At 41.6% G+C, this 24,907-nt stretch carries 24 protein-coding genes and 1 pseudogene; 10 read left to right on the top strand and 15 right to left on the bottom strand.

Annotated features, from left to right (window positions below):
• Nucleotides 1-33 precede the first annotated feature (33 nt).
• From FB6_RS03545 to FB6_RS03500, 10 genes are all read right to left on the bottom strand, one after another.
• The gene (locus FB6_RS03545; protein ID WP_174558677.1) at nt 34-357 is read right to left on the bottom strand and encodes an RnfH family protein; all 324 of its coding nucleotides are present in this window, start codon (nt 355-357) and stop codon (nt 34-36) included.
• Nucleotides 357-1,439: a hypothetical protein gene (locus FB6_RS03540; RefSeq protein WP_174558676.1), complete on the bottom strand. Its 1,083-nt coding sequence runs from the start codon at nt 1,437-1,439 to the stop codon at nt 357-359. The genes FB6_RS03545 and FB6_RS03540 overlap by 1 nt, the downstream gene beginning before the upstream one ends.
• A 139-nt stretch (nt 1,440-1,578) precedes the next feature.
• Nucleotides 1,579-2,034 carry a bacteriohemerythrin gene (locus FB6_RS03535; protein WP_174558675.1) on the bottom strand — a complete coding sequence of 152 codons (456 nt, stop codon included), beginning with the start codon at nt 2,032-2,034 and terminating at the stop codon, nt 1,579-1,581.
• Nucleotides 2,035-2,441: 407 nt separating this feature from the next.
• Nucleotides 2,442-3,290, bottom strand: a complete 849-nt coding sequence (locus FB6_RS03530; protein ID WP_174558674.1) for a class II glutamine amidotransferase — start codon at nt 3,288-3,290, stop codon at nt 2,442-2,444.
• Nucleotides 3,291-3,372: 82 nt separating this feature from the next.
• Nucleotides 3,373-4,167: a GNAT family N-acetyltransferase gene (locus FB6_RS03525; RefSeq protein WP_174558673.1), complete on the bottom strand. Its 795-nt coding sequence runs from the start codon at nt 4,165-4,167 to the stop codon at nt 3,373-3,375.
• A 164-nt stretch (nt 4,168-4,331) separates the two neighbouring features.
• Nucleotides 4,332-5,240 carry an acetylglutamate kinase gene (gene argB, locus FB6_RS03520; protein WP_174558672.1) on the bottom strand — a complete coding sequence of 303 codons (909 nt, stop codon included), beginning with the start codon at nt 5,238-5,240 and terminating at the stop codon, nt 4,332-4,334.
• A 10-nt stretch (nt 5,241-5,250) separates the two neighbouring features.
• The gene (locus FB6_RS03515) at nt 5,251-6,675 is read right to left on the bottom strand and encodes a phosphomannomutase/phosphoglucomutase (protein WP_174558671.1); all 1,425 of its coding nucleotides are present in this window, start codon (nt 6,673-6,675) and stop codon (nt 5,251-5,253) included.
• Between the two features lie 460 nt (nt 6,676-7,135).
• Nucleotides 7,136-7,588: a dUTP diphosphatase gene (gene dut, locus FB6_RS03510; RefSeq protein ID WP_174558670.1), complete on the bottom strand. Its 453-nt coding sequence runs from the start codon at nt 7,586-7,588 to the stop codon at nt 7,136-7,138.
• A gap of 35 nt (nt 7,589-7,623) precedes the next feature.
• Nucleotides 7,624-9,663 carry a UvrD-helicase domain-containing protein gene (locus tag FB6_RS03505; RefSeq protein ID WP_174558669.1) on the bottom strand — a complete coding sequence of 680 codons (2,040 nt, stop codon included), beginning with the start codon at nt 9,661-9,663 and terminating at the stop codon, nt 7,624-7,626.
• A 130-nt stretch (nt 9,664-9,793) separates the two neighbouring features.
• Nucleotides 9,794-10,426 carry an OmpA family protein gene (locus tag FB6_RS03500; RefSeq protein ID WP_174558668.1) on the bottom strand — a complete coding sequence of 211 codons (633 nt, stop codon included), beginning with the start codon at nt 10,424-10,426 and terminating at the stop codon, nt 9,794-9,796.
• A gap of 248 nt (nt 10,427-10,674) precedes the next feature.
• Here FB6_RS03500 and FB6_RS03495 point away from each other — a divergent pair, with 248 nt between their 5' ends.
• From FB6_RS03495 to FB6_RS03470, 6 genes are all read left to right on the top strand, one after another.
• The gene (locus FB6_RS03495; protein WP_174558667.1) at nt 10,675-11,598 is read left to right on the top strand and encodes an acyltransferase; all 924 of its coding nucleotides are present in this window, start codon (nt 10,675-10,677) and stop codon (nt 11,596-11,598) included.
• A 16-nt stretch (nt 11,599-11,614) separates the two neighbouring features.
• Nucleotides 11,615-12,667 carry a preprotein translocase subunit SecA gene (locus tag FB6_RS03490; protein WP_174558666.1) on the top strand — a complete coding sequence of 351 codons (1,053 nt, stop codon included), beginning with the start codon at nt 11,615-11,617 and terminating at the stop codon, nt 12,665-12,667.
• Nucleotides 12,668-12,789: 122 nt separating this feature from the next.
• Nucleotides 12,790-13,518: a septum site-determining protein MinC gene (minC, locus tag FB6_RS03485; RefSeq protein WP_174558665.1), complete on the top strand. Its 729-nt coding sequence runs from the start codon at nt 12,790-12,792 to the stop codon at nt 13,516-13,518.
• A 66-nt stretch (nt 13,519-13,584) separates the two neighbouring features.
• The gene (minD, locus tag FB6_RS03480; protein ID WP_174558664.1) at nt 13,585-14,397 is read left to right on the top strand and encodes a septum site-determining protein MinD; all 813 of its coding nucleotides are present in this window, start codon (nt 13,585-13,587) and stop codon (nt 14,395-14,397) included.
• A gap of 3 nt (nt 14,398-14,400) precedes the next feature.
• Nucleotides 14,401-14,673 (top strand): cell division topological specificity factor MinE, encoded by a 273-nt coding sequence (minE, locus tag FB6_RS03475; protein ID WP_174558663.1) that lies wholly within the window; start codon nt 14,401-14,403, stop codon nt 14,671-14,673.
• 187 nt (nt 14,674-14,860) lie between these two features.
• Entirely contained in the window at nt 14,861-15,148 is a 288-nt protein-coding gene (locus FB6_RS03470) for a PA4642 family protein (RefSeq protein ID WP_086196432.1), read from the top strand.
• 54 nt (nt 15,149-15,202) lie between these two features.
• On the opposite strand, the gene FB6_RS03465 is transcribed toward FB6_RS03470, so the two are convergent.
• The gene (locus FB6_RS03465; protein WP_174558662.1) at nt 15,203-16,105 is read right to left on the bottom strand and encodes an AEC family transporter; all 903 of its coding nucleotides are present in this window, start codon (nt 16,103-16,105) and stop codon (nt 15,203-15,205) included.
• A 108-nt stretch (nt 16,106-16,213) separates the two neighbouring features.
• Between FB6_RS03465 and FB6_RS03460 the strand changes: the two genes are divergently transcribed.
• Nucleotides 16,214-17,095: a LysR family transcriptional regulator gene (locus tag FB6_RS03460; protein WP_174558661.1), complete on the top strand. Its 882-nt coding sequence runs from the start codon at nt 16,214-16,216 to the stop codon at nt 17,093-17,095.
• A gap of 39 nt (nt 17,096-17,134) precedes the next feature.
• On the opposite strand, the gene FB6_RS03455 is transcribed toward FB6_RS03460, so the two are convergent.
• Nucleotides 17,135-20,185 carry a DNA translocase FtsK 4TM domain-containing protein gene (locus FB6_RS03455; RefSeq protein ID WP_174558710.1) on the bottom strand — a complete coding sequence of 1,017 codons (3,051 nt, stop codon included), beginning with the start codon at nt 20,183-20,185 and terminating at the stop codon, nt 17,135-17,137.
• A gap of 287 nt (nt 20,186-20,472) precedes the next feature.
• Between FB6_RS03455 and trxB the strand changes: the two genes are divergently transcribed.
• The 3 genes from trxB to FB6_RS03440 all read left to right on the top strand — a co-directional run bounded on the left by trxB (nt 20,473) and on the right by FB6_RS03440 (nt 23,084).
• A complete protein-coding gene (trxB, locus tag FB6_RS03450) occupies nt 20,473-21,429 on the top strand; it encodes a thioredoxin-disulfide reductase (protein WP_174558660.1) in 957 nt (318 codons plus the stop codon).
• 86 nt (nt 21,430-21,515) lie between these two features.
• Nucleotides 21,516-22,247, top strand: coding sequence for a leucyl/phenylalanyl-tRNA--protein transferase (gene aat, locus FB6_RS03445; RefSeq protein ID WP_174558659.1), 732 nt, complete (start codon nt 21,516-21,518; stop codon nt 22,245-22,247).
• A 21-nt stretch (nt 22,248-22,268) separates the two neighbouring features.
• Nucleotides 22,269-23,084 carry an arginyltransferase gene (locus FB6_RS03440; RefSeq protein ID WP_174558658.1) on the top strand — a complete coding sequence of 272 codons (816 nt, stop codon included), beginning with the start codon at nt 22,269-22,271 and terminating at the stop codon, nt 23,082-23,084.
• Nucleotides 23,085-23,094: 10 nt separating this feature from the next.
• On the opposite strand, the gene rimI is transcribed toward FB6_RS03440, so the two are convergent.
• The 3 genes and pseudogenes from rimI to FB6_RS03425 form a co-directional block, all read right to left on the bottom strand.
• On the bottom strand, nt 23,095-23,553 hold the full coding sequence (gene rimI, locus FB6_RS03435; protein ID WP_174558657.1) for a ribosomal protein S18-alanine N-acetyltransferase: 459 nt from the start codon (nt 23,551-23,553) through the stop codon (nt 23,095-23,097).
• Between the two features lie 105 nt (nt 23,554-23,658).
• Complete coding sequence (locus tag FB6_RS03430) at nt 23,659-24,540, bottom strand: metal-dependent hydrolase (protein WP_174558656.1); 882 nt, start codon at nt 24,538-24,540, stop codon at nt 23,659-23,661.
• Nucleotides 24,541-24,782: 242 nt separating this feature from the next.
• Nucleotides 24,783-24,907, bottom strand: a pseudogene (locus FB6_RS03425) (hypothetical protein); the annotation flags it as partial.

Genomic DNA, 24,907 nt, shown 5'->3' with positions numbered 1-24,907 from the left:
AAAAATAAACCCCTCTCTGAGGGGTTTTTCTTATTACTTCAATTGTTTAAAGCGATTTCCACGACAATAACGTCCAACCGGATTTTCTGCTGCACGTTTTCGGCGAATGTCTTTCGGATTAATGGTTAAGGGACGATAAATTTCGACACGATCCCCCACCTGTAACAGTTGATGCAAATTTTTCAGACGCACACCAAAAATCCCCAAAGCCAGGGGCTCGGGTAATTGAACCTGAGTCGCAATGCCACTTTGTTCAATTGCCGCTAAAGCAGTCAAACCCGGCTGAAATGGCACAGCAATATGAAACTGTTGATCTTGGGCGGCATAAGCCACCCAAACTTGCTGGATTTCATTCATTAGAACAATTGTCCAATGATCGAGATCATCGCCAAGATAATCGACAGCGGTAACACCACACGCACAGCAATACGCCATACGTTATAAAACAATTCATTGCTGAAATTCATCGATTTACGCAGATGACTAATCTTCATGATCCATCCAACAAAAATGGCATAAATCAGACAGATAATTAAGCCCCAAAGCATCAGTACGATATTAAATATTGAACTGATAGCAGGAATCGCCCAAACCAGGACAGCAACCAAAATGATCAACCATTGCAGCACAATATTTAGCTGACGATGCAGTAACTGTTCACGTGCCATTTGTAATAACAAGGCAGCCGCGCTAACGACAGCGATGACAAAAGCAAGACTCGGAATTTGTGCATTAGCTGCAAAGAAAGCGAAAGCAATCACGGCAAATAACTGCGCAATCCAGATTGGCAATACGGTTTGCGTTGCAATGTCTTGCTGTTTAACGCTTGCCAGACTACTTTGCCAGTACAAGCCCATGCCTAGACCACTCGCAACCAGTGCCAGTACAGTTGCACTACCCCACTCACTGAATGCGACCGGAGTCACATGCCAGGCCGGTAAAGCCGTCCCCATGACATTGGCCAAAATCAAAGATGCCAATACGCCAATCACGCTTAAAATCAGAATCATGTTGCGCGGAGCAAATGACAGTAAAACAGCTGCAACAGCTAATCCGACAAAAAGCAGGTTGGAGGCAATGCCATTGAAAGCAAAATGACCTAATAACTGGCTGGCATTGGACAGCATACCACCAGCCAAAAAAGGAATAAAAACAACTGCCAACCAACCCACAATACGCCATTGTTGCGATGCATCCGCATCACGGGTCAAGCTAGACAAGGCATTTAAGGCTGTGGTTTTAGAACGTTTTGCCAGGGCAATTTCTAAATAGCAGATCGGTAAAGCTAGAATCAGCATGGTACCCAACCATAACAGCCAAAAATCTATTTGGCGGTCAACCTGTATCCCTACAATCGGTGCTAATGTGGCAATGATGATAAATGATAAGCAAAATGCCATCAGCGGTGATAGCCATCGTGTCATAGCATTGTCCTGCATGATGCGTTCCTAAAAAAAGTCTGTTGCTATTTTGCCTTTGTCATAGTGGAAAATCAAAAAGAAAAAGCAAACCAACATGCCTGATGGTTTGCCGCGCAAGATTATTATCTTTTTTAATTCTTGTTATCCCGTTTATCTTTTATGAGAAAAAACGAGCAAACCAGTTTTTGCCTTTTTTCTTTTCCTTTTCTTTAATAATGCCCATCATGTTTTCTTTTACAGCACCCACATAATCTGCATCATCGTGCTGAATATGATTGATCAGCCATTTTGAAAGAACTTCATGCAATTCAGCTTCAATGGCATGCCCCATTTCAAAGCGGTCACGATATGACTCAATCTTTTTAATAAATAAATCATGCACACGTTTATGTGGTACGCGATATTTATAACCAGCTTCTTCTTGCAAAGACTCTTCGAAGGTAAAATGCGATTGAGTATAATCAATAATATTTTCAAGAATCTGTTTAATACGCGCACGGTCGGTATTTTCAGCTACATTGTCAATTTCATTGATATAATCAAGAATCCTTTTATGCTGATCGTCAATCACATCGATGCCAGTATTATATTCTGGAATCCATTTCATTTTCATTACGACCACCTATCAAATATCAATGATTAATCACATAAAATCATAATATATTGATTTTAAACAAATAAAAATAAACCAAAATACTCGGCTTTAAATGATTTTCTGCATTAATAGCATAACTATTTGATATATATTTAATTATATAAAAACTCCAACCAAAAAGATAAAGTATTTTTTAACCAAAAAACATTCAAATAATGGCCGTCTTATAAGTTTATTATGATTTTATAAACTATGTTTTTCAAATTTATTTTTAATAAAATCCAATAAACATTATCGTGATTATATAAAAAATTTAAAATTAAGCTCTGACCATAAAATAAAAAATCATTCAACTCACCATAAATAATAAAGCCAGATATTTAACTAATATCTGGCTTTCAATTTTTACCTAAAATATCGTGGAATCAATATTGATCTGCTTTGGTCATTCTTTTTAAAGTCGGATCTAATCGCTCACGTTCTAAACGTTCAACATGCGTCAGTTGATGTCGAACTGGACGTCCCTGCTGAAACAAAATCATTTCACCCGGTTTAAAAGCGGTCCACACTTCATTTTGCGTTAAAGGCTCTGTGGTGATGACCGCAACACGATCTTCAGGCGTCGTCACCTGACTAAAATCAACTTCGACATCCAGATCAATCAATTGTGCCGGTTTAAAAGGATATTCGCGTACCAGCCAATGCAATTTGGTAATGGCATAGGTAAATAATGCCTGACCGTTCGACAGGCAGAAATTGAAAGTTCCGTGTTCAGCGATTTGTGGCGATATTTCTGCCAATAAGTCAAAAATCTGATCCAGTTTAGGCTCATGATAACCAAACTTATGCACAAACTGATCTAGCAAAAAACAGAACGCACGCTCACTGTCGGTATTACCAACTGGCGTAAAGCGTCCAGACAATGTCGGGGTAAAATCGTGTAAATCACCATTATGGGCAAAAATCCACTGCCGTCCCCAGAGTTCGCGACTAAAAGGATGTGAATTTTCCAGATTGATTTTACCCTGCGTAGCTTTACGGATATGGGCAATCACATTGCGAGATTTAATTGGATAGTTACGGATTAACTCGGCAATTGGAGATTCAACGGCCGATTGGTTATCCACAAAAAGTCGGCAGGCTTTATCTTCAAAAAAAGCAATACCGAACCCATCACAATGATCGGATGTAATGCCAGCACGTTGAGAAAAACCACGAAATGAGAAAGTCACATCCGTTGGCGTAGCACAATTCATTCCGAGTAACTGGCACATAAGTCTTCATCATCTGTTTAATCAACCACCATGCTATTTTGCATGACTCTTAGGCCATTTCAAACAGTAAAATTAAGGTTTCTTATGCCTTTTCAAGACTTAGTTCTGATTTTTTCTGCAGAATAAAGTTTTTCTTCAGCTGACTTACTTCAAGAAAAACAAAATAATCCAAACAATTAAAAGCTTCATCATAAAAAGCCTGAGTAGATAGCTGCGCCTGCATGCTCAGATAAACATCAAAAAGTTTCGGAATGCGTTCATCCTGCTGAAAGCTATACTGCGGATATGGCGGTTCAAAGGCCTGCTGCGACTGAATATGACCCATAGATTGTTTAGCTAAAGACTTGATGTATTGATGCGTATAATAGGCTCGAGCCTCATTGCCCTGCATGCGAATGCTGACACAGCCAATTAAATACTGGGCACGCATTTCCCCAATAATTTTGGGTAGCAGATTCGTCCACAGTACTGAAAGTGCTTTTCCTGAACGATAATGTGGGTGCACACAAGTACGTCCGATTTCGACAATATTATCTAAGTGACCCAATTCTTCAGCAATTTTAAATTCCTGCTGGCTATAGCTCTGTTTCAATTCGTGGCCTTGAAACAGTTTTAAGCGTGTATAAGCAATAATTTCATTGCTCCATGAATCTCTCAATACTGCATGTTCACAACCAAAGTCATATAAATCCTGATCCAGGCCCGATGAAAAATTAATGCCATACTGCTGTGAAAACTGCACTGCACGAAAATGCTGGGCTTCCTGTAGGGTTTTTAAATTATCTATCCACTCAAACTTATACGTTGAATTTCTGGCAGATGTTTTTTGAAATGGAAAGGTAAAATTTTGGCTATCCTGATTTAACTGATCCAACATCACATGCAATCCTGGTGTTTTTTTATACACTAGACATGACCGATGACATTTTCATGACGTAAAATGGATTTCCAGCAATAAAAAAGCCCCATTCAAATGAGGCTTTTTTTTGTGCATATAAAAACTCTGATTTATTTTTAAGTCAGAATTTCAATGACAGGTTTTTATGCTTTTTTTGGATGACTGCGGTTAGTAATTAAAGTACCAACACCGTGATCAGTAAAAATTTCCAATAAAGTAGCATGTGGCACACGACCATCAACAATATGCGCACTAATCACGCCGCCTTTGACTGCGTCCAGAGCACAACCGACTTTGGGAATCATGCCACCATAAATCACGCCAGTCTCAATCAAACGATCCACTTCCTGAGTTGTTAAACCGGTCAGCAGATTTTTATCTTCATCCAGCACGCCAGTAATATTGGTCAGAAGAATGAGTTTTTCTGCACCTAAAGCTTCCGCCACTTTACCTGCAACCAGATCGGCATTGATATTATAGGTATTGCCTTCTTCATCCACACCTAAGGGTGCGATGACTGGAATAAAATCACCTTGAGTAAACATTTCCAGTACGTCGGTTTTCACGCCAACGACTTCACCCACCAGACCTAGATCAATCTGTTGTACGCTGCCATCTTCAGCCGTTTTTTCCATCAATAGTTTTTGTGCACGAAGCAAATTGCCATCTTTACCGGTCAGACCGATAGCACGCCCACCATGCTGATTGATCAGATTGACAATCGACTTGTTGACACTACCACCCAGCACCATTTCCACTACTTCCATGGTGGCAGGATCGGTCACACGCATACCATCAATACGGTCAGATTCACGGCCCAGCTGTTTCAAAAATGAATCGACTTGTGGACCACCACCATGAACCACAATGGGATTTAGACCCACTGTTTTTAACAAGACAATGTCACGTGCAAAGGAACTTTCCAGCTCAGGATCGGTCATTGCGTTGCCACCATACTTAACAACGAGTGTTTTACCTGCAAAACGTTGAATGTACGGCAAAGCTTCAGTCAAAATTTGTGCTTTGTCGATGCCAGTATGCTGATGTGGCATTCGCCTCTCCTTATTGAGCATCTAAAATGTCTTGTGCGATTTGAGGATATCGGTCACTTAACATGGAAACAAATGTGTGTCGGATATGGTTTAATCTTAGAGGATTATCTGCATCAAAACGCACGGTAAAATACTCACCGGTATTTGATGCTCGAATAATGCCAAAACCATCTTCAAAATCAAGTCGTATGCCATCAATTTTACTTAATTGTGCATCTAAAGCCTGACTTTTAATTTCAACATCACGTAAAACCGCGGCTGGTTCGATACTATGCGTGCTGATATAGGTATCTTCGGTACAATATCGTTCAGGGTAGGCCTGCAAGGCTTGAGATAATGTAAGATCGGGTTGCTGGCTTAAATATTCCAGTACCCTTAAAGCTGCATACAGGCCATCATCATAACCAAAACCACGGCCATCATTAAAGACATAATGCCCGGCATATTCACCGCCAAAAACAGCTTTACCTTGGGACTGCGACATATAAGTACGTAAAAAAGAACTGCCTGTACGAATCATCTTTGCCTGTCCACCCAAATGGCGCACAGTATTAGCCACCATCGTTGAACATTTCACATCGTAAACAACTTCATGACCAGGATGGGTATTTAGGCACATCTCTGCAAATAATGACAGCATTCGATCCGCTGAAATAATCGTACCCTTTTCATCAATCAGCACCAATCGATCACCATCACCGTCCAGGGCAATGCCGATATCGGCCTGTTGCTCGAGAACCGTATTTCTTAATTTAACTAAGTGCTTTTCCTGTGAAGGATCTGGCGCATGATCCGGAAAATGACCATTGGCTTCACAGCGGATGGTGGTCAGATCACAGCCCAATTTTTTTAATATTAGCGCTGCACAGCGCCCAGCTGAACCATTTAAGCCATCTAAAACCACTTTAAATGAACGTTTTAACTGGATATCGTTTAACAGTGCGTGTTGATATTCAAGGCAATATTTCACCACAATTTCGTGTTGAACTGGTTGAATCACAAGACTTTCAAGTGAATCAAAAGCAATAATCGCACTCTTGCCGACCTGTTGAATCTTGTCTGGACACGGCGGTTCGCCTTGAATAATCCATTTAATTCCATTATCCGTTTTAGGATTATGACTTGCTGTCAGCATAATCCCATTACCATCAAATTGACGGGCAATAAAATATAATAGTGGAGTCGAACAACACCCCAGTATTGTTGCGCTCAAGCCTTTTTCTTCACAAACCAGCCGAATAATCTCTGCATATTCAGGGCTACTTAAACGTGCATCATAGCCAATAACAAGCCGTGTCTGTCCCGCCTTCTGATATTGGTCAACCAATCCATAGGCAGTCGCTTGTACAATTTCAGGTGTCAAAAGTGATATTTTGCCACGAATATCATAGGCACGAAAAATCTGTAAGGGGAATTGTTTATTCTTCAAATTCATACTGAATTTTTCTATTTACATTAAGCCATAAAAGTTAACTTTTATAGTCTGCTGGATCAGGTCAAAATTCACAACCAGTGCGTCATCTAATGAAATGAGAAGATGAATATTTAAAAGCATTTCATATTTTTAATCAACGGTAAAAGTTTCTTACAATTTTCTTTGTAGAAAACATTATTTAATTGAAAAACCAATCATTTATGTAATTTAAAACAACAAACTTAAAATATATTTAATTTAAAGAACAATTATTTACAAAAACAAAGAAATATTATATTAACAATTTAATTTCATTATAAAATATCTAAATTTCAATAAGATAAACAGCTAACATTTTAAAATTTTTATAAAACTGAAGAGTACTATCAATACCGTCCTATCTCATTGAATTAACAAAACCTGAAAAATAAAGATCATTCTTCATTTATCAAGTTTTGTCATTGAGTCACCAAATTAGATTTTAGCCTTTACCGGTGTGACCGAAGCCCCCTGCTCCACGTTCAGTTGCAACAAACTCTTCCACTTGTTCGAATTCTGCATGTACCACCGGTACCAGCACATATTGCGCTAAACGTTCACCTGGTTCTAAAGTAAATGCAATATGGCTACGGTTCCAAACGGAAACCATCAATTCACCCTGATAATCTGAATCAATTAAGCCCACAAGGTTGCCTAAAACAATCCCGTGTTTATGGCCCAGACCTGAACGCGGCAAAATCAAGCCAGCAAACTGGGGATCTTCAATATAAATAGACAACCCGGTTTTCACCAATACGGTTTGTCCCGGTTCAATAACAGTCGCTTCGTCTACACAAGCACGTAAATCTAAACCCGCTGAACCAGAAGTCGCATAGGTGGGCATAGGCCATTCATTGCCTAAACGTTTATCGAGTACTTTGACTTGAACTTTCATCTGTTCTTTCCTAATTGCATGGTTTAAAGAGTGGATTAACGCTTGATTAGCGCACGTAAATTTTCAAGATAATGCTGGGCCTGCAATTTTGGATCAATATCACCAGCCAATTTTTTCTTACGACCCAGCCATTCCAGTTCATCCTGTGGTAATTCATCCAGGAAACGGCTTGGGGTCATCTGTTTCATCTGACCGCCCGCCTTACGCTGCTCGGCCAAGGTAATGGTTAAACCTTGACGCGCGCGGGTAATGCCTACATACATCAGGCGGCGTTCTTCTTCTACGGTGTCGGCCACAATCGAGTTTTTATGTGGAAGTAATTCTTCTTCCAGCCCAATCAGATACACATAGGGAAATTCCAGACCTTTGGATGCATGCAAAGTCAGCAAATTAACTTTGTCGGTGTCTTCTTCTTCCTGTTGTTGCTCCAGCATGTCCAGCAACACCATTTTGCGAATCACACTTTCAATATTCTTCTCGTCGACATCTTCAGCGCGGTTAATCAGGCTTTGAATACTGCTATACAGCACTTCAATATTGTCCAGCTTGGTTTTTTCCTGCGCCGGTGTCGCTGCATTTTCCTTGACGTAATCAATATAGCCAGCTTCATGCATCATCTGACGAATAATCGGTACGGGCTCATCATCATCCAGCAAATTACGGGTGAAATTAGCAATAAAGTCTGCGAACTCAGCCAATTGCGTGGTGGCTTTTTTAGGAATAGCCATAGTCAGGCGCTGATCACCAGCTGCAGACAGTAAAGATAAATGATTTTCCTGTGCAAACAGTCCCAATTTTTCCAAGGTGACCGGACCAATGGCACGTTTAGGTGTATTGATAATGCGCAGGAAAGCACTGTCATCTTCAGGATTAATAATTAAGCGTAAATAGCTCATCAAATCCTTGATCTCTGCACGTGCAAAGAATGACTGTCCACCAGAAAGCTTGTAAGGAATCTGCATTTGACGCAGTTGGGTTTCTAATGCACGGGCCTGAAAATTACCCCGATACAAAATCGCGTAATCTTTCCAGTTTTTACCATTCATTAACTTATGTGTGATCAAATCCTTGACCACGCGTTCCGATTCATCATCATCATTACGGCAGGTAATAACCCGAATCACCTCACCATGACCTTTATCTGACCAGAGTTTTTTGTCAAAAATATGCGGATTGTTACCAATCACCGTATTGGCCGCTTTCAGAATACGACTGGTCGAACGGTAATTTTGCTCGAGTTTAATGACTTTTAAATTTGGAAAATCTTCTTTCAATAGCGCCATGTTTTCGGGTTTTGCACCACGCCATGCATAAATCGACTGGTCATCATCACCTACCGCGGTGAATTGTCCCATCACCCCAACCAGCAGTTTGACCAGAATATACTGCGCTGTATTGGTATCCTGATATTCGTCGACCAGCAAATAACGCACACGATTTTGCCACTTGTCACGGACTTCGGCATTTTCCTGTAACAAACGGGTCGGCATCACGATCAGATCATCAAAATCTACCGCATTATAGGCACGTAAATTACGTTCATAGAGTTGATATAAATGCGCAAACTGCACATCTTCGGCTGTTTCACAGGTGGCATGCGCCTGTTCTGGCGGAATCAGATCGTTTTTCCAATCTGAAATCATTTTCATGGCTTTGGCAATCAGCTCTTTACTTTCCGCACCGGACAAATTATCACGGTGCATCAAGTCCATCAGAATACGTTTGCAGTCATCGGCATCTAAAATAGAAAAATTATTCTTTAATGGCGTATGTTTGAGTTCCAGACGCAGCAAATTCAAACCGAAGGTATGGAAGGTCGAAACTGAAAGACCTTTCGCTTCTTCACGGCTCAATAGCTTGGTCACACGCTCTTTCATTTCACGTGCGGCTTTATTGGTAAAAGTCATCGCGGTAATGCGATGCGCAGGAATACCGCAATTCTTTACTAAGTGCGCGACTTTTCTTGTAATAACGGAAGTTTTACCTGAACCTGCCCCTGCAAGTACTAACAAGGGTCCTTGAGTGTATTTCATGGCTTCAAGTTGCTTGTCATTGAGTTGACTTGCCAGCGACATAGTTTTTCCTCTTTTTAATTCGCTGATGATTATAGTCATCTGTATACAACTTGCATAACCTAAAATACAGATTTGACATTCAAAAAAAAACCACCCGAAGGTGGCTTTTTACGTGACTGAACTAAAAGTCTTATTTAGTTTCGTACACAGAAATTTCTACACGACGGTTTTGTTCACGGCCAGCCGCTGTTGAGTTGTCAGCGATTGGAGAAGTTGAACCATAACCTTTTGCAGTCATACGTGAACTTGAAATACCTTGAGAAGCCAAGTAGTTCAATACCGAACTAGCACGGTTTTGAGACAATGGATTGTTGATTGCATCAGTACCAGTGTTGTCTGTGTGACCATGAATAACCAAAGCTAATTTGCTTGCAGTACCATCTTCACGAAGAACTTTAGCAACATCATTCAATGCAGTTTGGAAACGTGGTTGAATTGTAGAAGAGTTAGTCGCAAATGTTACGCTCGGCATCACAAGATTGATTGAACCATCTTGGTTACGACCTACATCTACGCCAGTACCAGCCAATTCCTGACGAAGACGTTTTTCTTTCTTATCAAGAAGTAAACCTGCACCACCACCAACAACTGCACCAATTGCTGCTGCTTGACCCATTTTATCTTTGTCGGCGTTAGAGTATGCAATACCCGCACCCAATAAAGCACCTAAACCAGTACCAATTGCGGTTTTGTCATATTCCATATTTTGACAACCAGAAAGTGCCAATGCCCCAACTACAGCTGAAATAACTAGTGCACGCATCGCATGCCTCCTTCTTGTGTTTTATCGTATGGTTGAATGATGAATTAAAAAAAATGGGCATACCATTGATTTTTTGTAAATAATACATGCAATAGTTACAATTTGTAATACTTTATACAGATGTAAGGAGTAGCTTAATCACAATTTCTTCATACTTGCATGAATAGGCTTTTTTATTTTGAATTCTGCAATTATATTGAATATTGAAAAAAAACATTCGACGATTTTCTTTTAGGGCCGTTTTTTATATGTCACTTCAAAACTCCAAGCAACCGATATTAAAAAAAATATCTCGTGGGCTGACTGTAGGATCAGTGATTACGGGAAGTACTTTTTTTCATGGTCCTCCCGTGCTTGCATTGGGATTGACCAAGCTGATAAAAAAATCACGTAAAGTCGATGAAACCAACATTCAAATTACCAACAGCTGGCTCGGCGTAAATAATTGGTTAATTGATCATGTGCTCCCTCACTTAAAATGGGAGATTAGCATTGATGATAATTTAGCTCTGAGCATGCAAGGTCGTTACCTGATGACCTGTAATCATCAAAGCTGGGTCGATACCACGGTCAACCAGTATTTTGGTTTAACCCGGATGCCATTAACCCGATTCTTTACCAAGTGGGAACTGATCTTTATTCCTTTTGTGGGACAGGCCTTCAAGATTTTAGGCTTCCCGATGATGAAACGGCATACCAAGGAACAAATAGCTAAAAATCCTGAACTTAAAACCCGGGATATGGAAGAATCACGTAAAGCCTGCGAGCAGTTACTCAGCCAGCCTTTTACGTTATTGAATTATTTGGAAGGTACCCGTTTTACGCCGGAAAAACATGCACAGCAACACTCCCCTTATAAACATTTGCTGAAGCCGAAAGCCGGTGGTTTAGCCTTGGCTCTAAATATTCTGGGAGACAAAATTGATGCCTTGGTTGACATGACCATTATCTATCCTGAAGGTGCACCAGGTTATGGTGATTTCTGGTTAGGAGATGTCAATCGCATTGCTGTGAATTTACGAAAAATCCAGATTCCAGATTGGGTCTTGGGTGGAAACTATGAAGATGATGCCGAATATCGTGAACGTTTTCAGCAATGGGTTCATGAATTGTGGACTGAAAAAGACCAACTAATTGAGCGCATGAAGCAGGACTTGGCTGCTACAGCATAAAAATTCAAGGAAGATCATGAATCAAGATGAGCAGATACCCTCACCGACCTTTGATTTTGTAAAGAAAGGCTCGTGGGGATGGAAAGTTGCACTGGGCTACGACATTTTTATGATGGTGATGATCATCATCAACCTGATCTGCCTGAGTGCCAATGCCCTACTGATGAGTGATTTTGGTGGCTGGCTGTTTGACTTCATTCATCTTCCTGAATTGTTAAAGTTTTACCGGACTGAATTACGTCCTTGGGTGATCATTACCGAAAGCTGGTTTACCAGTTTTCTGGTGATTGAACTGCTGCTGCGCTGGGGCATCGCCATTATTGGACAGCATCATAAGCGCTGGTTTTTCTTTCCCTTTATTCACTGGTATGAAATTCTATCGATTATTCCTCAGCTGCGGTTTTTACGTTTATTACGTGCTGGTTCAATTGCCTATAACCTGCATCAACATGGCTATAAAGTCATACCGGATAGCTGGTATCAGCGCGGCAAGTTTTATTACCACATGCTGCTGGAAGAACTCACCAGCCGTATCGTGATTACCGTTTTGGATGGCATAAAGCGTGAACTGTCGACCAGTACCACGCATAAACAGCTGATTGAAGATCTGGTTGCGCATCACCGTGACATGTTTGCCACGGCGCTGGCGGATATTTTACAAGAATCCTTAGGCAAAGAATTACAGGCACAACGTAACACTATTGCCAAAAATGTCGGCAGCATTGTCAATCAGGCCATTGAAGATACGCCCGAACTCACACAATTATTACGCTTGATTCCAATTGTCGGTGGACGTATCGAACAACAGATCCAAAGTATCGGGCAACGTTTGGGTGAAAACATTACCCAAGGACTGATCGAGCCCTTCGCTCAGGAAAATAAAAATAAAGAAAATCTGGCTTATTTAGAAATTTCAAATAAAATCAGTCAAATACAATTTGAAAATAATCAACATGTAGAAAAACTGGTGGAATCGGCGGTTTTTGAAAGCTTAGAGGCCATTCGCCAGCAAGTAAAAGTAAAACAATGGCAACAAATTCTGGAACAGCACGATCAAGTTAAAGAATGAACATCAGTTTAAAAATATTGAAAACGTGGCTAGAGAAAAGCTGCGATTTGTTCTAGGATTTGCTCTATTTACAACATCACTTCGACATAAAATTAATGAGTCAGAAGTCTTAAGGAATAATTATGGCTGATATACGGATTACAGGCAGAATGGTTAATTTTACCCGATTAACTTTTGACACCAATGATCATGATGCAATCCGCCAGCAATTGACTCAAATGCTCCAAGAGACTGCCTCACATGGCACGCTGGTCATTATTGACAGTACGGTCGAACAGGAACTGATTGCGCTGATTCAGCTCCTGATCAGTCTTGATTTACAACCGATGGGCGTCATTGATGGCATTCTTTCCGATGAAGCCCGTGCCATTCAATTCCCTATTCTGCCTTCAGACAACAGACCGCTACAACGCATCAAGCCGACCAAAGAGCAAGTGGTTGAGGTAAAAGCTGAACCGGGGCAAGACACCCAAGTTCCAGATGAAGCCGAAGCTAAACCTGCTCGCGTTGTCAGTCATGTGACTTCTTATCACGATGAAATTCTGCGCACCGGTCAATGCTTAGTTCAAGATCATGGCGATATTATCCTCAATGCAGGGATTAACAGTGGTTCTGAAGTGATTGCTTCAGGAAATATACATATTTATGGTAGCGTCCGTGGTAGAGTCATCGCCGGCGCGGGCGGGAACAGTGCAGCGCGTATTTTCTGCCATTCCCTTGAAGCGGAATTGGTATCGATTGCAGGTACATATTGTGTGGCAGATGACATTCCGCCGCATGTCCTGAAAAAATCGGTACACATTTACTTGAATGATCAACAAGAACTTGTATTTGAAGTTCTCGAATTTTAATGTATAAATAAACACCAAAAGCCCCATTTAAAAAAGGGGATTTGAACCATAACAGGAGTGGATTCGGTGGCGAAAATTGTTGTCGTAACATCAGGCAAAGGTGGCGTAGGTAAGACTACTACAAGTGCATCTTTTGCAACAGGTTTAGCCCTTCGTGGTCACAAAACTGTTGTGATCGATTTTGACGTAGGCTTGCGTAACCTGGATTTAATCATGGGTTGTGAACGTCGCGTTGTTTATGATTTTGTCAATGTATTGAATAACGAAGCTCGCCTGCAACAGGCTCTGATTCGTGATAAAGATATTGAAAATTTATACATTTTGCCTGCATCACAAACACGTGATAAAGATGCCTTGACCGATGAAGGTGTTGCACGTGTAATGGATGAACTTTCTCAAGAGTTTGACTACATTATTTGCGATTCACCTGCCGGTATTGAGCGTGGCGCAATTTTGGCAATGTATCATGCGGATGAAGCGATCATTGTCACCAACCCTGAAATTTCTTCAGTGCGTGACTCGGATCGTATTATTGGTATGCTGGACAGCAAAACCAAAAAAGTAGAACAAAATGAAGGTCGTATCCGTAAACATTTATGTATCACACGCTTCAATCCGGAACGTGCGGATAAACAGGAAATGTTAACGATTGACGATATTTCTAAAGATATTTTACGTGTTCCAACCTTAGGCGTGATTCCTGAATGTAAGAGCGTGCTTCAAGCATCGAACGAAGGTAAGCCAGTTATTCTCTATACTGAAGCCGATGCAGGTCAGGCCTATGATGATTTAGTGGCTCGCTTCCTGGGTGAAGAACGTCCTTATCGTCATATTGAAGTTAAACCTAAAGGTTGGTTAGCACGATTATTTGGAGCGTAAGAAATGGCAGGATTCTGGAGTAAATTATTCAGCAACGATGACAAGCCTTCAAGCGCACAAACTGCAAAAGACCGCTTAAAAGTTATTGTTGCTTCTGAACAAGGCTTGGGCAAACGTTTAAGTCAGGAAAAGATTGACCAAATGAAGAAAGAAATCATGCAGGTGGTCAACCGTTATGTTCGTGGTGTAGATGAACAGCACATTCAAATGTCGGTTCGTTCTGAAGCCAATATTGAAATGCTGGAAATGAATATCAATTTGCCTGAAGAGCGTTAATCTGAATTTTGATTAGTCAAGCAAATTGAATCAAGGCAAAATATGAGCCTTGCTGAACTGGTATTTTATCCCATTCAGCTCACTTGAAGCATAGCTTCAAGTCTTACGACTAGGCAAAGCACTGCTTTGCTGGTCTAGTCTCATATTTTGCTTCTTTTATTTTAATCAGTATACCAAGGAGATTGCGATGGCATTATCTCAGCCAGCAACGTTCAATGAAGAATGGTCAGATGAGCGTGTATTTGCCTATTTAACTCAGCTCCCTCCTGCAGGCGTTAATGCTGATTTTCACGTGCTTTATCATGCATTCAAGCACATGCGCCCAAATGATTATGAGCGCTTGTTGACTCAATTCGTTGCCGATGGCCGAGATGTCAATGCAACCAATCCTGAAGGTCAACGTATTCACGACGTGATTGCACAATACCCGCGTCAAAGTGAAGGTTTCCTGGAAGTATTGGCAAAATTTGCTTAATACTCTTCTTAATAAAAAAGCCTGCATTCATGCAGGCTTTTTTATTACTAGCAACTAGAAAAGTAGACTCATCAATACAGGAAAGCTCACAGCAAAGCATAAAGTTTGCAAGCTAATCACTGCAGCCATCAGAGCATGATCACCTTGATACACCCGCGTTAAAATATAAGAGGCTGATGCCGTCGGCAACATGAAAAATGTCACCACTATCATGCTGTCCAATCGACTTAAACCAAAGATCTGACAGAGTCCGTAAGCCAATAATGGCATCAGTACTAAACGCCCAAATACATTCATCAATAAGCGACTGCTATGAGTCTTAAACTGATCAAACTGTAACGCAGCCCCTACCGAAAATAATCCCAATGGCAAACTCATGGCAGCCAATAATTTAAATAACTGCTCCACGCTATGTATTAATTTCAAATCAAGCAGATTAAAAGCTACCCCAACAATACATCCTAAAATTAATGGATTTTTAGTAATTGAAATGATGGTTCTTCCAAGTGTGCTCCAGCTCAGACTTGATAGCGCCAGTACCGACAAGATATTCACCAAAGGAATCGCAATAGCGATTAGCATGGCAAACATCTGCATCCCTTTCGGCCCAAATAAAGAGGCCATCAGTGACAGACCGATATAAGTATTAAAACGCACCTGGCTCTGCATATAGACGCCAAAACGTTGTACCGGAATGACATAGATTTTTTTCAGAATAAACAGGATCAATGCAGCAATAAAAATAGCCAGAACCAATACCGTAAGTACGCTAGATACTGTCGCCAAATCCAGCTCGACACTTTCCAGATTTAAAAACAATAAAACGGGAAACAAAATAAAATAATTGAGTTTTTCCGAATTTCCCCAAAACTCATCTGTCACAAAGCACGTCTGTTTCAGTAAATATCCCATTGCAATCAGAATGATCAATGGAAATAACGCCATGACAATATTCATTTCTATACTCGTGCAATCAACAATCGTGAGAAGATTTTCTCTGATGAAATGCAATATAATCCTCATTAAGCCTCATAACAAAATGAGTATTTACTCATAGCCATTCCTATGACATTTACACAATTAGAAATCTTTGTTGCTGTTGCCGAATTTAAAAATTTTACCTTGGCAGCCAAACAATTAGGCATTTCACAGTCGGCCGTTTCACATGCCCTGAAAACGCTGGAACAACACTGGCAAGTGTGTTTATTTATTCGTGAACAAAACCAGACCCAACTCACCCATATTGGCGAACAACTGTTAAGTCATGCCAAGGAACTGTTAAATACCCAAAATGTCATGCAACAGGAAATTGCTGCTGCACGCGGGATTCAGCATGGCATATTACGAATTGGTTCCTTTGGTGCATCTTCGTCTATTCATTTATTGCCCGAATTGTTACAGGCTTATCGGCAACGTTATCCCAACATTGAAATTTATGTAGAAGAAGGAACCGATCACGAAGTAGCCCAAATGATTTTAGAAAAGCGTGTTGATGTCGGCTTTTCAGTGCTTCCGCAACCGAAGTTGCATACCTTCCCACTGATTACCGATATTTTTATCGCGCTGATTCCTGATAGTTATGCGATTGCTACCCAAAGCCAAATTCATTTAAGTGATTTAAAAGACTATCCCTTTATCCTGACCAAAGCCGGCAGTCAGCCCCATGTAGAAGCCTTGCTGAAACAACATGATATTTATCCGAAAATTAAGTATCAGTTATCGCAGCTACTCACGATTTTAAATATGGTCAATTTGCAGGAAGGGATTTCGATTGTGGCCGATATGGCCATGACACCGGAAATATTGGCGCTTCATCCTCATGTGGTAAAACGGCCATTGATCCCGAATACCCAGCGTCATATTGGACTGGCAGTACGCAATGAAGCTTCCATGAGTCCAAGCACCAAAGCATTTATTGAATTGGCACAAAAATTTTTCCTCAAATAAAAGGCCTGCAGATGCAAGCCTAAAATTTGCGATAAAAGTTTAAACTAGAATATCGCGTTTACCGTTCGCACCCATCCCGCTAACAATGCCGTTTTCTTCCATCTGGTCAATAATCCGTGCAGCACGGTTATAACCCAGACTGAATTTACGCTGTAAGGATGAGGTCGACGCCTTGCGGGTTTCCAGTACAAAGGACACGCATTGATCATAGAGCGCATCACGGTCTGCCCCCCCATCGCCATCTTCAAAGCCACGCGAGGTTGGCTCTTCATCATAAGGGGTAAGAATTTCATCCACATAATTAGGTTCACCGCGTTCACGCCATGCATCACAAATGCGGTTTACCTCATCATCGGCAATAAAAGCACCATGCACACGCTCAGGCTCAATCTTGCCCGGGCCAAGGAACAACATATCACCATGACCCAACAGGTCTTCTGCCCCACCTGCATCCAGAATGGTCCGCGAGTCAATTTTCGAGTTCACGCGCAGTGCGACACGGGTCGGAATGTTGGCTTTAATCAAACCGGTGATCACATCTACTGAAGGACGCTGGGTGGCAAGCAGCAAGTGAATACCAGCAGCACGGGATTTTTGTGCCAAACGGGTAATCATTTCTTCCGCCTTTTTACCCACCTGCATGATCATGTCGGCAAATTCATCTGCCACAATCACAATGGATGGCAATGGGGTTAGACGCGGTGCACGTTCACCTACAACGGAGTCGCTCGCCTTCCAGGTTGGATCAATCAGATCTTCACCATTGGCAATTGCTTCTTCGACCTTACGGTTATAGTCGCTGAGTTTACGGATTTTCAGGAAAGACATCAGCTTGTAGCGGCGTTCCATTTCATTGACACACCAGTTCAAGGCACTGACCGCATCTTTCATGTCCGTCACGACTGGTGTCAGCAAATGCGGAATATCGTTATAGTTGGCCAATTCCAGCTGTTTCGGATCAATCAGAATCAAACGCAATTGATCAGGCGTGTATTTCAACAACATGGAGAGGATCATCGAGTTGACCGCAACCGATTTACCTGAACCGGTGGTTCCGGCAACCAGCATATGTGGTGCTTTACCCAGTTCAGTAATCACCGGGTTACCGGAAATGTCTTTACCCATGGCCATGGACAAAATGCCATTTTCATCTTCAAATTTCGGTGTTTTGACCAACTCGATCAGACGCACCATTTCACGCGTGCTGTTCGGTACTTCAATCCCGATATACGGTTTACCCGGAATCACTTCCACCACACGCACCGATGCCATTGACATGGAACGTGCCAAGTCACGTGAAATATTGGTTACTTTAGAGGCTTTGACCCCCGGTGCCAAATCCAGTTCAAAACGGGTCACCACAGGTCCCGGTTGAGCTTCAATCACTTTGGCCTTGACATTAAACTCTTGCAGTTTAATTTCAAGTAATTCGGATAATCGTGCCAATTGCTCGGCAGTGAAATTCACTTTCTTGTTAGGGTCAACTTCATCCAGTAGCTCCAGACCTGGCAATGGCGGCAAATCACGACGTTTTTGCGCCACCTGCATGGAACGAGACATCGGACGGCCCATGGCATCGGTTAAAGGCGCATCCAGATCAAAATCATCCTCATCCAGTTCAACCTCGTCGACAGGTTTTCCTGCCGTTTCCTGCCAAACTTCACGGAACACATCTTTGTTTGAGGCAATTAAGGCTTTTTCATCTTCGGAAATGCTTGGCTTCGGCTGCAATTGGGTATTAATTTCTGCACGAACAAAGGCTGAAGATTGAGCATAATTGCTGGTGGTACGTACTGGGGTTGGCTGTTCAATATCATCAATCAGCAGATCATCCAGCTCATCAAAGTCATCATCCAAAGCACTGTTTTTAGGCGTAGGATTTGGCACAGGTGCAGCAGAAATCACAGGAGATGCAATCACCACTTTTTCTTCAGCAATCGCTGGTGGTGCAACATCTTCTGCTGGATTAAACGGTGTATGGACATCTGTTGCGGTCTTTCCGCCCGGAACGGCTGCGAGCAATTCATCAAAGATTTCGTCATCATCCCAATCCAGATTTTGCTTGGTTGCAGATGCTGTCTCTGCTGCAGGTTGCTCATGTACAAATGCTTTGAAATGGTCATGCGGAGTGTGCTGTTCAGACTCTTCTGCTGCTTTTAGCAAGGCATCAATATCTTGTTTGTGCTGTTGATTTTCATCTGAATTTAATGCACGCCAGACTTCCCCGGTTGCAACCACACGCTGGGTATTTTGTTCTAGGCGATGGGCTTTTTCCAAGATTTGCTGGAATTCAGCCTCATCTTCATCGTCAATCAGTTGTTGCTGGGCATAATGCTCTTTTTCGACCATGTCATCGAACAGGCGTTCCGCTGCCTGATCACGTACAATGGGTGACAGTTCAACTTCTTTATGCTCTGGTGCTGCACTCAGCCTTTCAGCTGCAATTTTTTGTTTAGTACTCGCCAATGGTTTTTTTACTTCTGGCGTGGTTCGATCGAATGCAGATTCAGTTTCCGGCACATTCTTATAGAATAGGTCTTGTAGATACGCCGGAGTGGCTTTCAGGGTCACCCATGTTTTGTTCCACTTTACGCCAAAGGCCAAGGTAAACAATACAATCCAAAACAGCACCAAGAACAAGGTTGCCCCGTAAATGGTGAGTACTTGAGACAGGCTTTCCCCCAATTCATAACCGATAATCCCGCCGGATGAATTGTCCAAGGTATCTGCCGGAACCTGCCAGTACAGATACAATAAACTAGCGGTGGCCAGCAGAATGAAGAACTGTGCGGCATAGCGGAATGGCCGATTGAGGAAACTATAAGGCCACCAGACCTGAATCGCTTCTACAAACAAAAAAATTGGGATCAGTAAGCTGGCCCAGCCTAAAAAGCCGAACAGCAAATCTGCGATCCATGCGCCGGCAACACCGCTGGCATTGGACACCTGCTGGGTATCACTGGATATGTGCATCCAGCCCGGATCAAAAGGCGTATACGTCACTGTTGCAAGGAATAAATAAATTCCAAACGAGACTAAAAATAATGTCATTATTAAGCGCTGTGCATAAACACTCGACACCGCAGTCATATACTGTCCTGTAACCAATTTTTCATTCATGTTTTTTGTAAAAAACCAAGAGCAAAGCGTTTCACAATAAACTCGGTATTATGCACCTGTTCCAAGAAAAAAGATGCAATATTATGTAGTGGCTTTTGCTAGTTCATCCCCTGAATAGAGTATCTAGCACCGCGCGGTTCTTGTATATAGCTCAAATCGATTTGAATGATCAATAATATCGACATCGAACTCACACAACTGTTATAGAGTTTCACGTATAATTCCACAAATTTCTAAATAAAAAAAGGATGCTGCGAATGAGCGCTCGTCACTCACGGTTGATTATTCTAGGTTCTGGCCCTGCGGGTTACAGTGCTGCTGTTTATGCTGCACGTGCCAACTTAAAGCCAACACTGATTGCCGGCTTACAATTGGGCGGTCAGTTGACCACTACAACTGAAGTCGACAACTGGCCGGGTGATCCTGAAGGTTTAACAGGCCCTGCATTGATGGAACGTATGCAAGCACATGCTGAACGTTTCGGTACCGAGATTGTGTATGATCACATCAATGAAGTGGATTTAAGTGTGCGTCCATTTGTCCTGAAAGGCGATATGGAAGAGTTCACCTGTGATGCCTTGATTATTGCGACAGGTGCAACTGCTCAGTATTTAGGTCTTGAATCAGAAGCAGCATTTATGGGTCAGGGTGTCAGCGCATGTGCGACCTGTGATGGTTTCTTCTACAAGAACCAGAAAGTGATGGTGGTCGGAGGTGGTAACACTGCGGTTGAAGAAGCGCTTTACTTATCAAATATCGCTTCACACGTGACTCTGGTACACCGTCGTGATTCATTACGTTCAGAAAAAATCTTGCAAGATCATCTTTTCGAAAAAGAGAAAGAAGGCAAAATCAGCATCATCTGGAATCATCAGGTTGATGAAGTGCTGGGTGACAGCAAATCAGGTGTTACATCCGTTCGTCTTCAATCGACTAAAGATGACTCTAAACAAGATGTTGAAGTGACTGGTTTATTTGTTGCGATTGGTCACAAGCCAAATAGCGGCATGTTTGAAGGTCAATTGAATCTGCGTGACGGTTATATTCAGGTACATAGCGGTACAGCGGGTAATGCCACTGCTGCATCTGTGCCAGGTGTATTTGCGGCCGGTGATATTGCGGACAGCGTTTACCGTCAGGCGATTACATCAGCAGGTTCAGGCTGTATGGCTGCGCTGGATGCTGAAAAATATCTGGATGCATTAGGCAATTAATTTTTGCCAAGCAAAAAAACCGTCCTCTAAGGGCGGTTTTTTTATGTATGATATTTTCAGTGCTCTTAGCTTTGAATGAATGATTTATGCAAATTTTGCCGCCTTCAGAATATATTTTCCCTAATCCCGTGGAAGCCGACCCTGAAGGACAAGGACTGATTTGCATCGGTGCTGACCTCTCCCCTTCCACCCTGTTTGAAGCCTATACCCACGGCCTGTTTCCATGGTTTTCTGAAGGTGAGCCAATCTGCTGGTGGTGTCCTGAACCGCGCTGCATTATCCGGCCACACGATTATCACCCCAGTAAATCCCTAGTGCGCAACATGAAAAAGTTTGATTATCAGATTACGGTTAATCAGGCTTTTGAACGGGTAATCCGCTCATGTTCCCTACCGCGTAGCTATGCCGATGATACATGGATTTCCGAGGATATTATTGAAGGATACTGCCAATTATTTGATGCAGGTTATGCCTATAGCATTGAAGTTTGGGATGAAGGTAAAGTGGTCGGTGGACTGTATGGTGTGACCATTGGACATGGCTGTTTTGGGGAATCTATGTTTAGCACCCAAACCGATGTTTCTAAAATGGCTTTTTATTGCTTAATGCTGCTTGGTCAGGAAAATCAATTGCCTTGGATTGATTGTCAATTGGTGAATGATCATCTTTTAAGCTTAGGTGCCTGTACACTTTCTCGCCAAGCGTATCTTAATTCGTTACAAGATGTGATAAAACAGCCTGCTATCGATTGGAAAAAATATCAGGAGGGTGTATTTTCAAGTAAAACTATAGCGCAAAACGCGCGTTTAATTGAATGAAAATAACAGAGGGATATTGCTATGAATTCGTATCACCCAAAATCCCTGCTCAATGATTTACAGTATTATATTACGCCACCACATAGCTGTAGTTATCTGGAAAATAAATCTGCACGGATGGTCTTTCTAGATCCGGCTCATCGTATTGATGTGGTTACTTTATCTGAATTGTCTCGCGTGGGCTTCCGCCGTAGTGGTGATTTCGTCTATCGTCCGGAATGTCACTTGTGTCGTCAATGTTTATCTTGTCGGGTGCCTATTGATGAATTTCAAATGAGTAGTGCACAAAAAAAAGCATGGAAACGCAATCAGGACCTGACTGTTAAAATTACCCGTACTGCAGATGCGACCGACGTACATTATGCCTTATATGAACGTTACATCTATGAACGGCATGCCGATGGCGATATGTTCCCCCCAAGTCTCGATCAATTTGAAAAATTTTTAGTACACAGCTGCACAGACAGTTTTTTCTTGGAATTCTGGAAAGATGATCAACTGATTAGTGTTTCTAGCTGCGATCCATTGGATGATGGGGTTTCTGCGGTTTATACTTTCTTTAACCCAGATGAAAGTCACCGCTCACTTGGTGTCTTTGCCATCCTCAAACAAATTGAATATGCCAAGAGCTTAAATTTGCCTTATGTTTATTTAGGTTATTGGGTGCCACATTCCAATAAAATGAATTATAAATCCCAATATGTCCCTTTAGAGTTATTGATTGATGGACAATGGCGCCGTTTAAATCGTCTGTTGAATCAGGAAGAAATCCAGCAATTGGGCAATTCGCTGATGACGACACTGCCCTCTGGCTGGAATAATCCGATTATTAAATAAACCGGTTTAATTATTTAAACAGTTGGGCAAAATCATCACTGCAAGATTTCACCATAATAATGGCATGTTCACGTGTACCATCCACATTTGGATAATAATTTTTACGTAAATCAATTTGATGAAAACCGGATTTTTCATACAGCGCAATTGCAGCCCGATTGCTTTCACGCACTTCCAGAAAAATTTGTAGCGGATTATTTTTCAGTTGAGCAACAGATTCTTCAAGTAATTGATAACCCAGCCCCTTGCCTTGCTGACCCGGATGGATTGCCATTAACAACAGATTTGCTTCATCCAATACTGGCTGCAAAATGCAGAACCCTACCACCTGCCCCTGCTGTTCAATCACGGTGCTCTGATAAGAATCGATAGACTCTTCAAACTGCTTGATAGTCCAAGGATGGCTTTGTACTAATTTTTCAATGTTTGCAACGGTTTGAACATCCGCATGCTGCATCAAACGAATCATCTTCGTTCATCTTTTAAATAACAGAAACTTCGCATTATAGGAATTTTGGATAAAAAATCGAGCAAAAAAATGGGCAATCGAAATTGCCCACAGAGTCAACACACTTTAAAAACCCAATTTTGCTTTCCAGTTCGCCAATAAGCCCACTGTATCCAAATCATTCGGATGAAAACCAGGCTTAAAATAGGCCAACATTTCCTTACCCATACCGGTAATAATGCCTTTTGAAGGACTGTAGGCATAGGTATAAATATCTTTTAAAGATTCAATATTTAGCTGCTTATCTTCACGTAATAAACGTGCCAGGAAATAAGACTGGGTAATAAACAGAATGACCATTGCCAAGCTCAGAGAAATGGTACGTAATGCATAAGCTTTTAATCCACGACCAAATACCCCCTCAAAAACATCATAAGCAACCGCTTTGTGTTCATTTTCCTCAATCGCATGCCATGCCCACATGGTTGCCATAGTTTCATCACTCATCAGTTCCTGTATATGCGGATTACGTAATAGTTCAGAAGCAATGGTTGCTGTAAAATGTTCTAGTGCTGTTGTTGCAGTTAAATCAATCATTTCCTGAGTAATGCCTGCCGGTTTTGCCAGCTTGGCAAAAATTTTACGGAAGCTTTGAATAACTGTATCGGTCTTTGCTTCTAAAGCAGCAACATCATGCCCATATTTTTGAGCAGATGCATTAAAACCCACATGCTCTTGAGTGTGCATGGCTTCCTGACCGATAAAAGCACTGATTTCTTTTTGTAATGCTTCATTATCTTTTATTGCAGGATGCTGACGCACGGCACGAACACTATCAATAAAGAATTTTTCGCCTGCTGGAAACAAGGCAGAAAGTGCAGTCATAAAATGAGTTAAGCCAGCTGAACCACTCATCCAATATTCAGATACATTCTCAAAATTAAAATTCATGCGACGAACTGGAAAACTTGCACCTGCGCGATTGGTAATATTGACTTTAGCATTCATGACATTCACTCCTGACTCGCAAAATAACTTTGCCAAGTTCACTACTGTTTTGTTTTTCTTGATTCTTATATTACGGATTTAAAAATTTGCTATAAGTGCAGATAAGGTCAGGAGATTATCACTTAAGGACAGCTTTAGTTAGTATTGTCTAACAATTTGTTTATTCTGCCGATATATACTTCTTTAATTTTCAGGCATAAAAAAAGCGCCCCAAAGGGACGCTCTTTTTACACAATTCGTGATTATGCAGTTACTTTAGCAACTACACCAGCACCAACTGTACGACCACCTTCACGGATCGCAAAACGTAGACCTGGGTCCATTGCGATTGGGTGGATCAATTCTACTGACATTTCTACGTTGTCAC

The sequence above is a fragment of the Acinetobacter bouvetii genome, assembly GCF_902753875.1.
Lineage (GTDB): Bacteria > Pseudomonadota > Gammaproteobacteria > Pseudomonadales > Moraxellaceae > Acinetobacter > Acinetobacter bouvetii_A.
The sequence above is the reverse complement of the archived record's forward strand: the minus strand, read 5'-3'. Positions and strand labels throughout refer to the sequence as shown.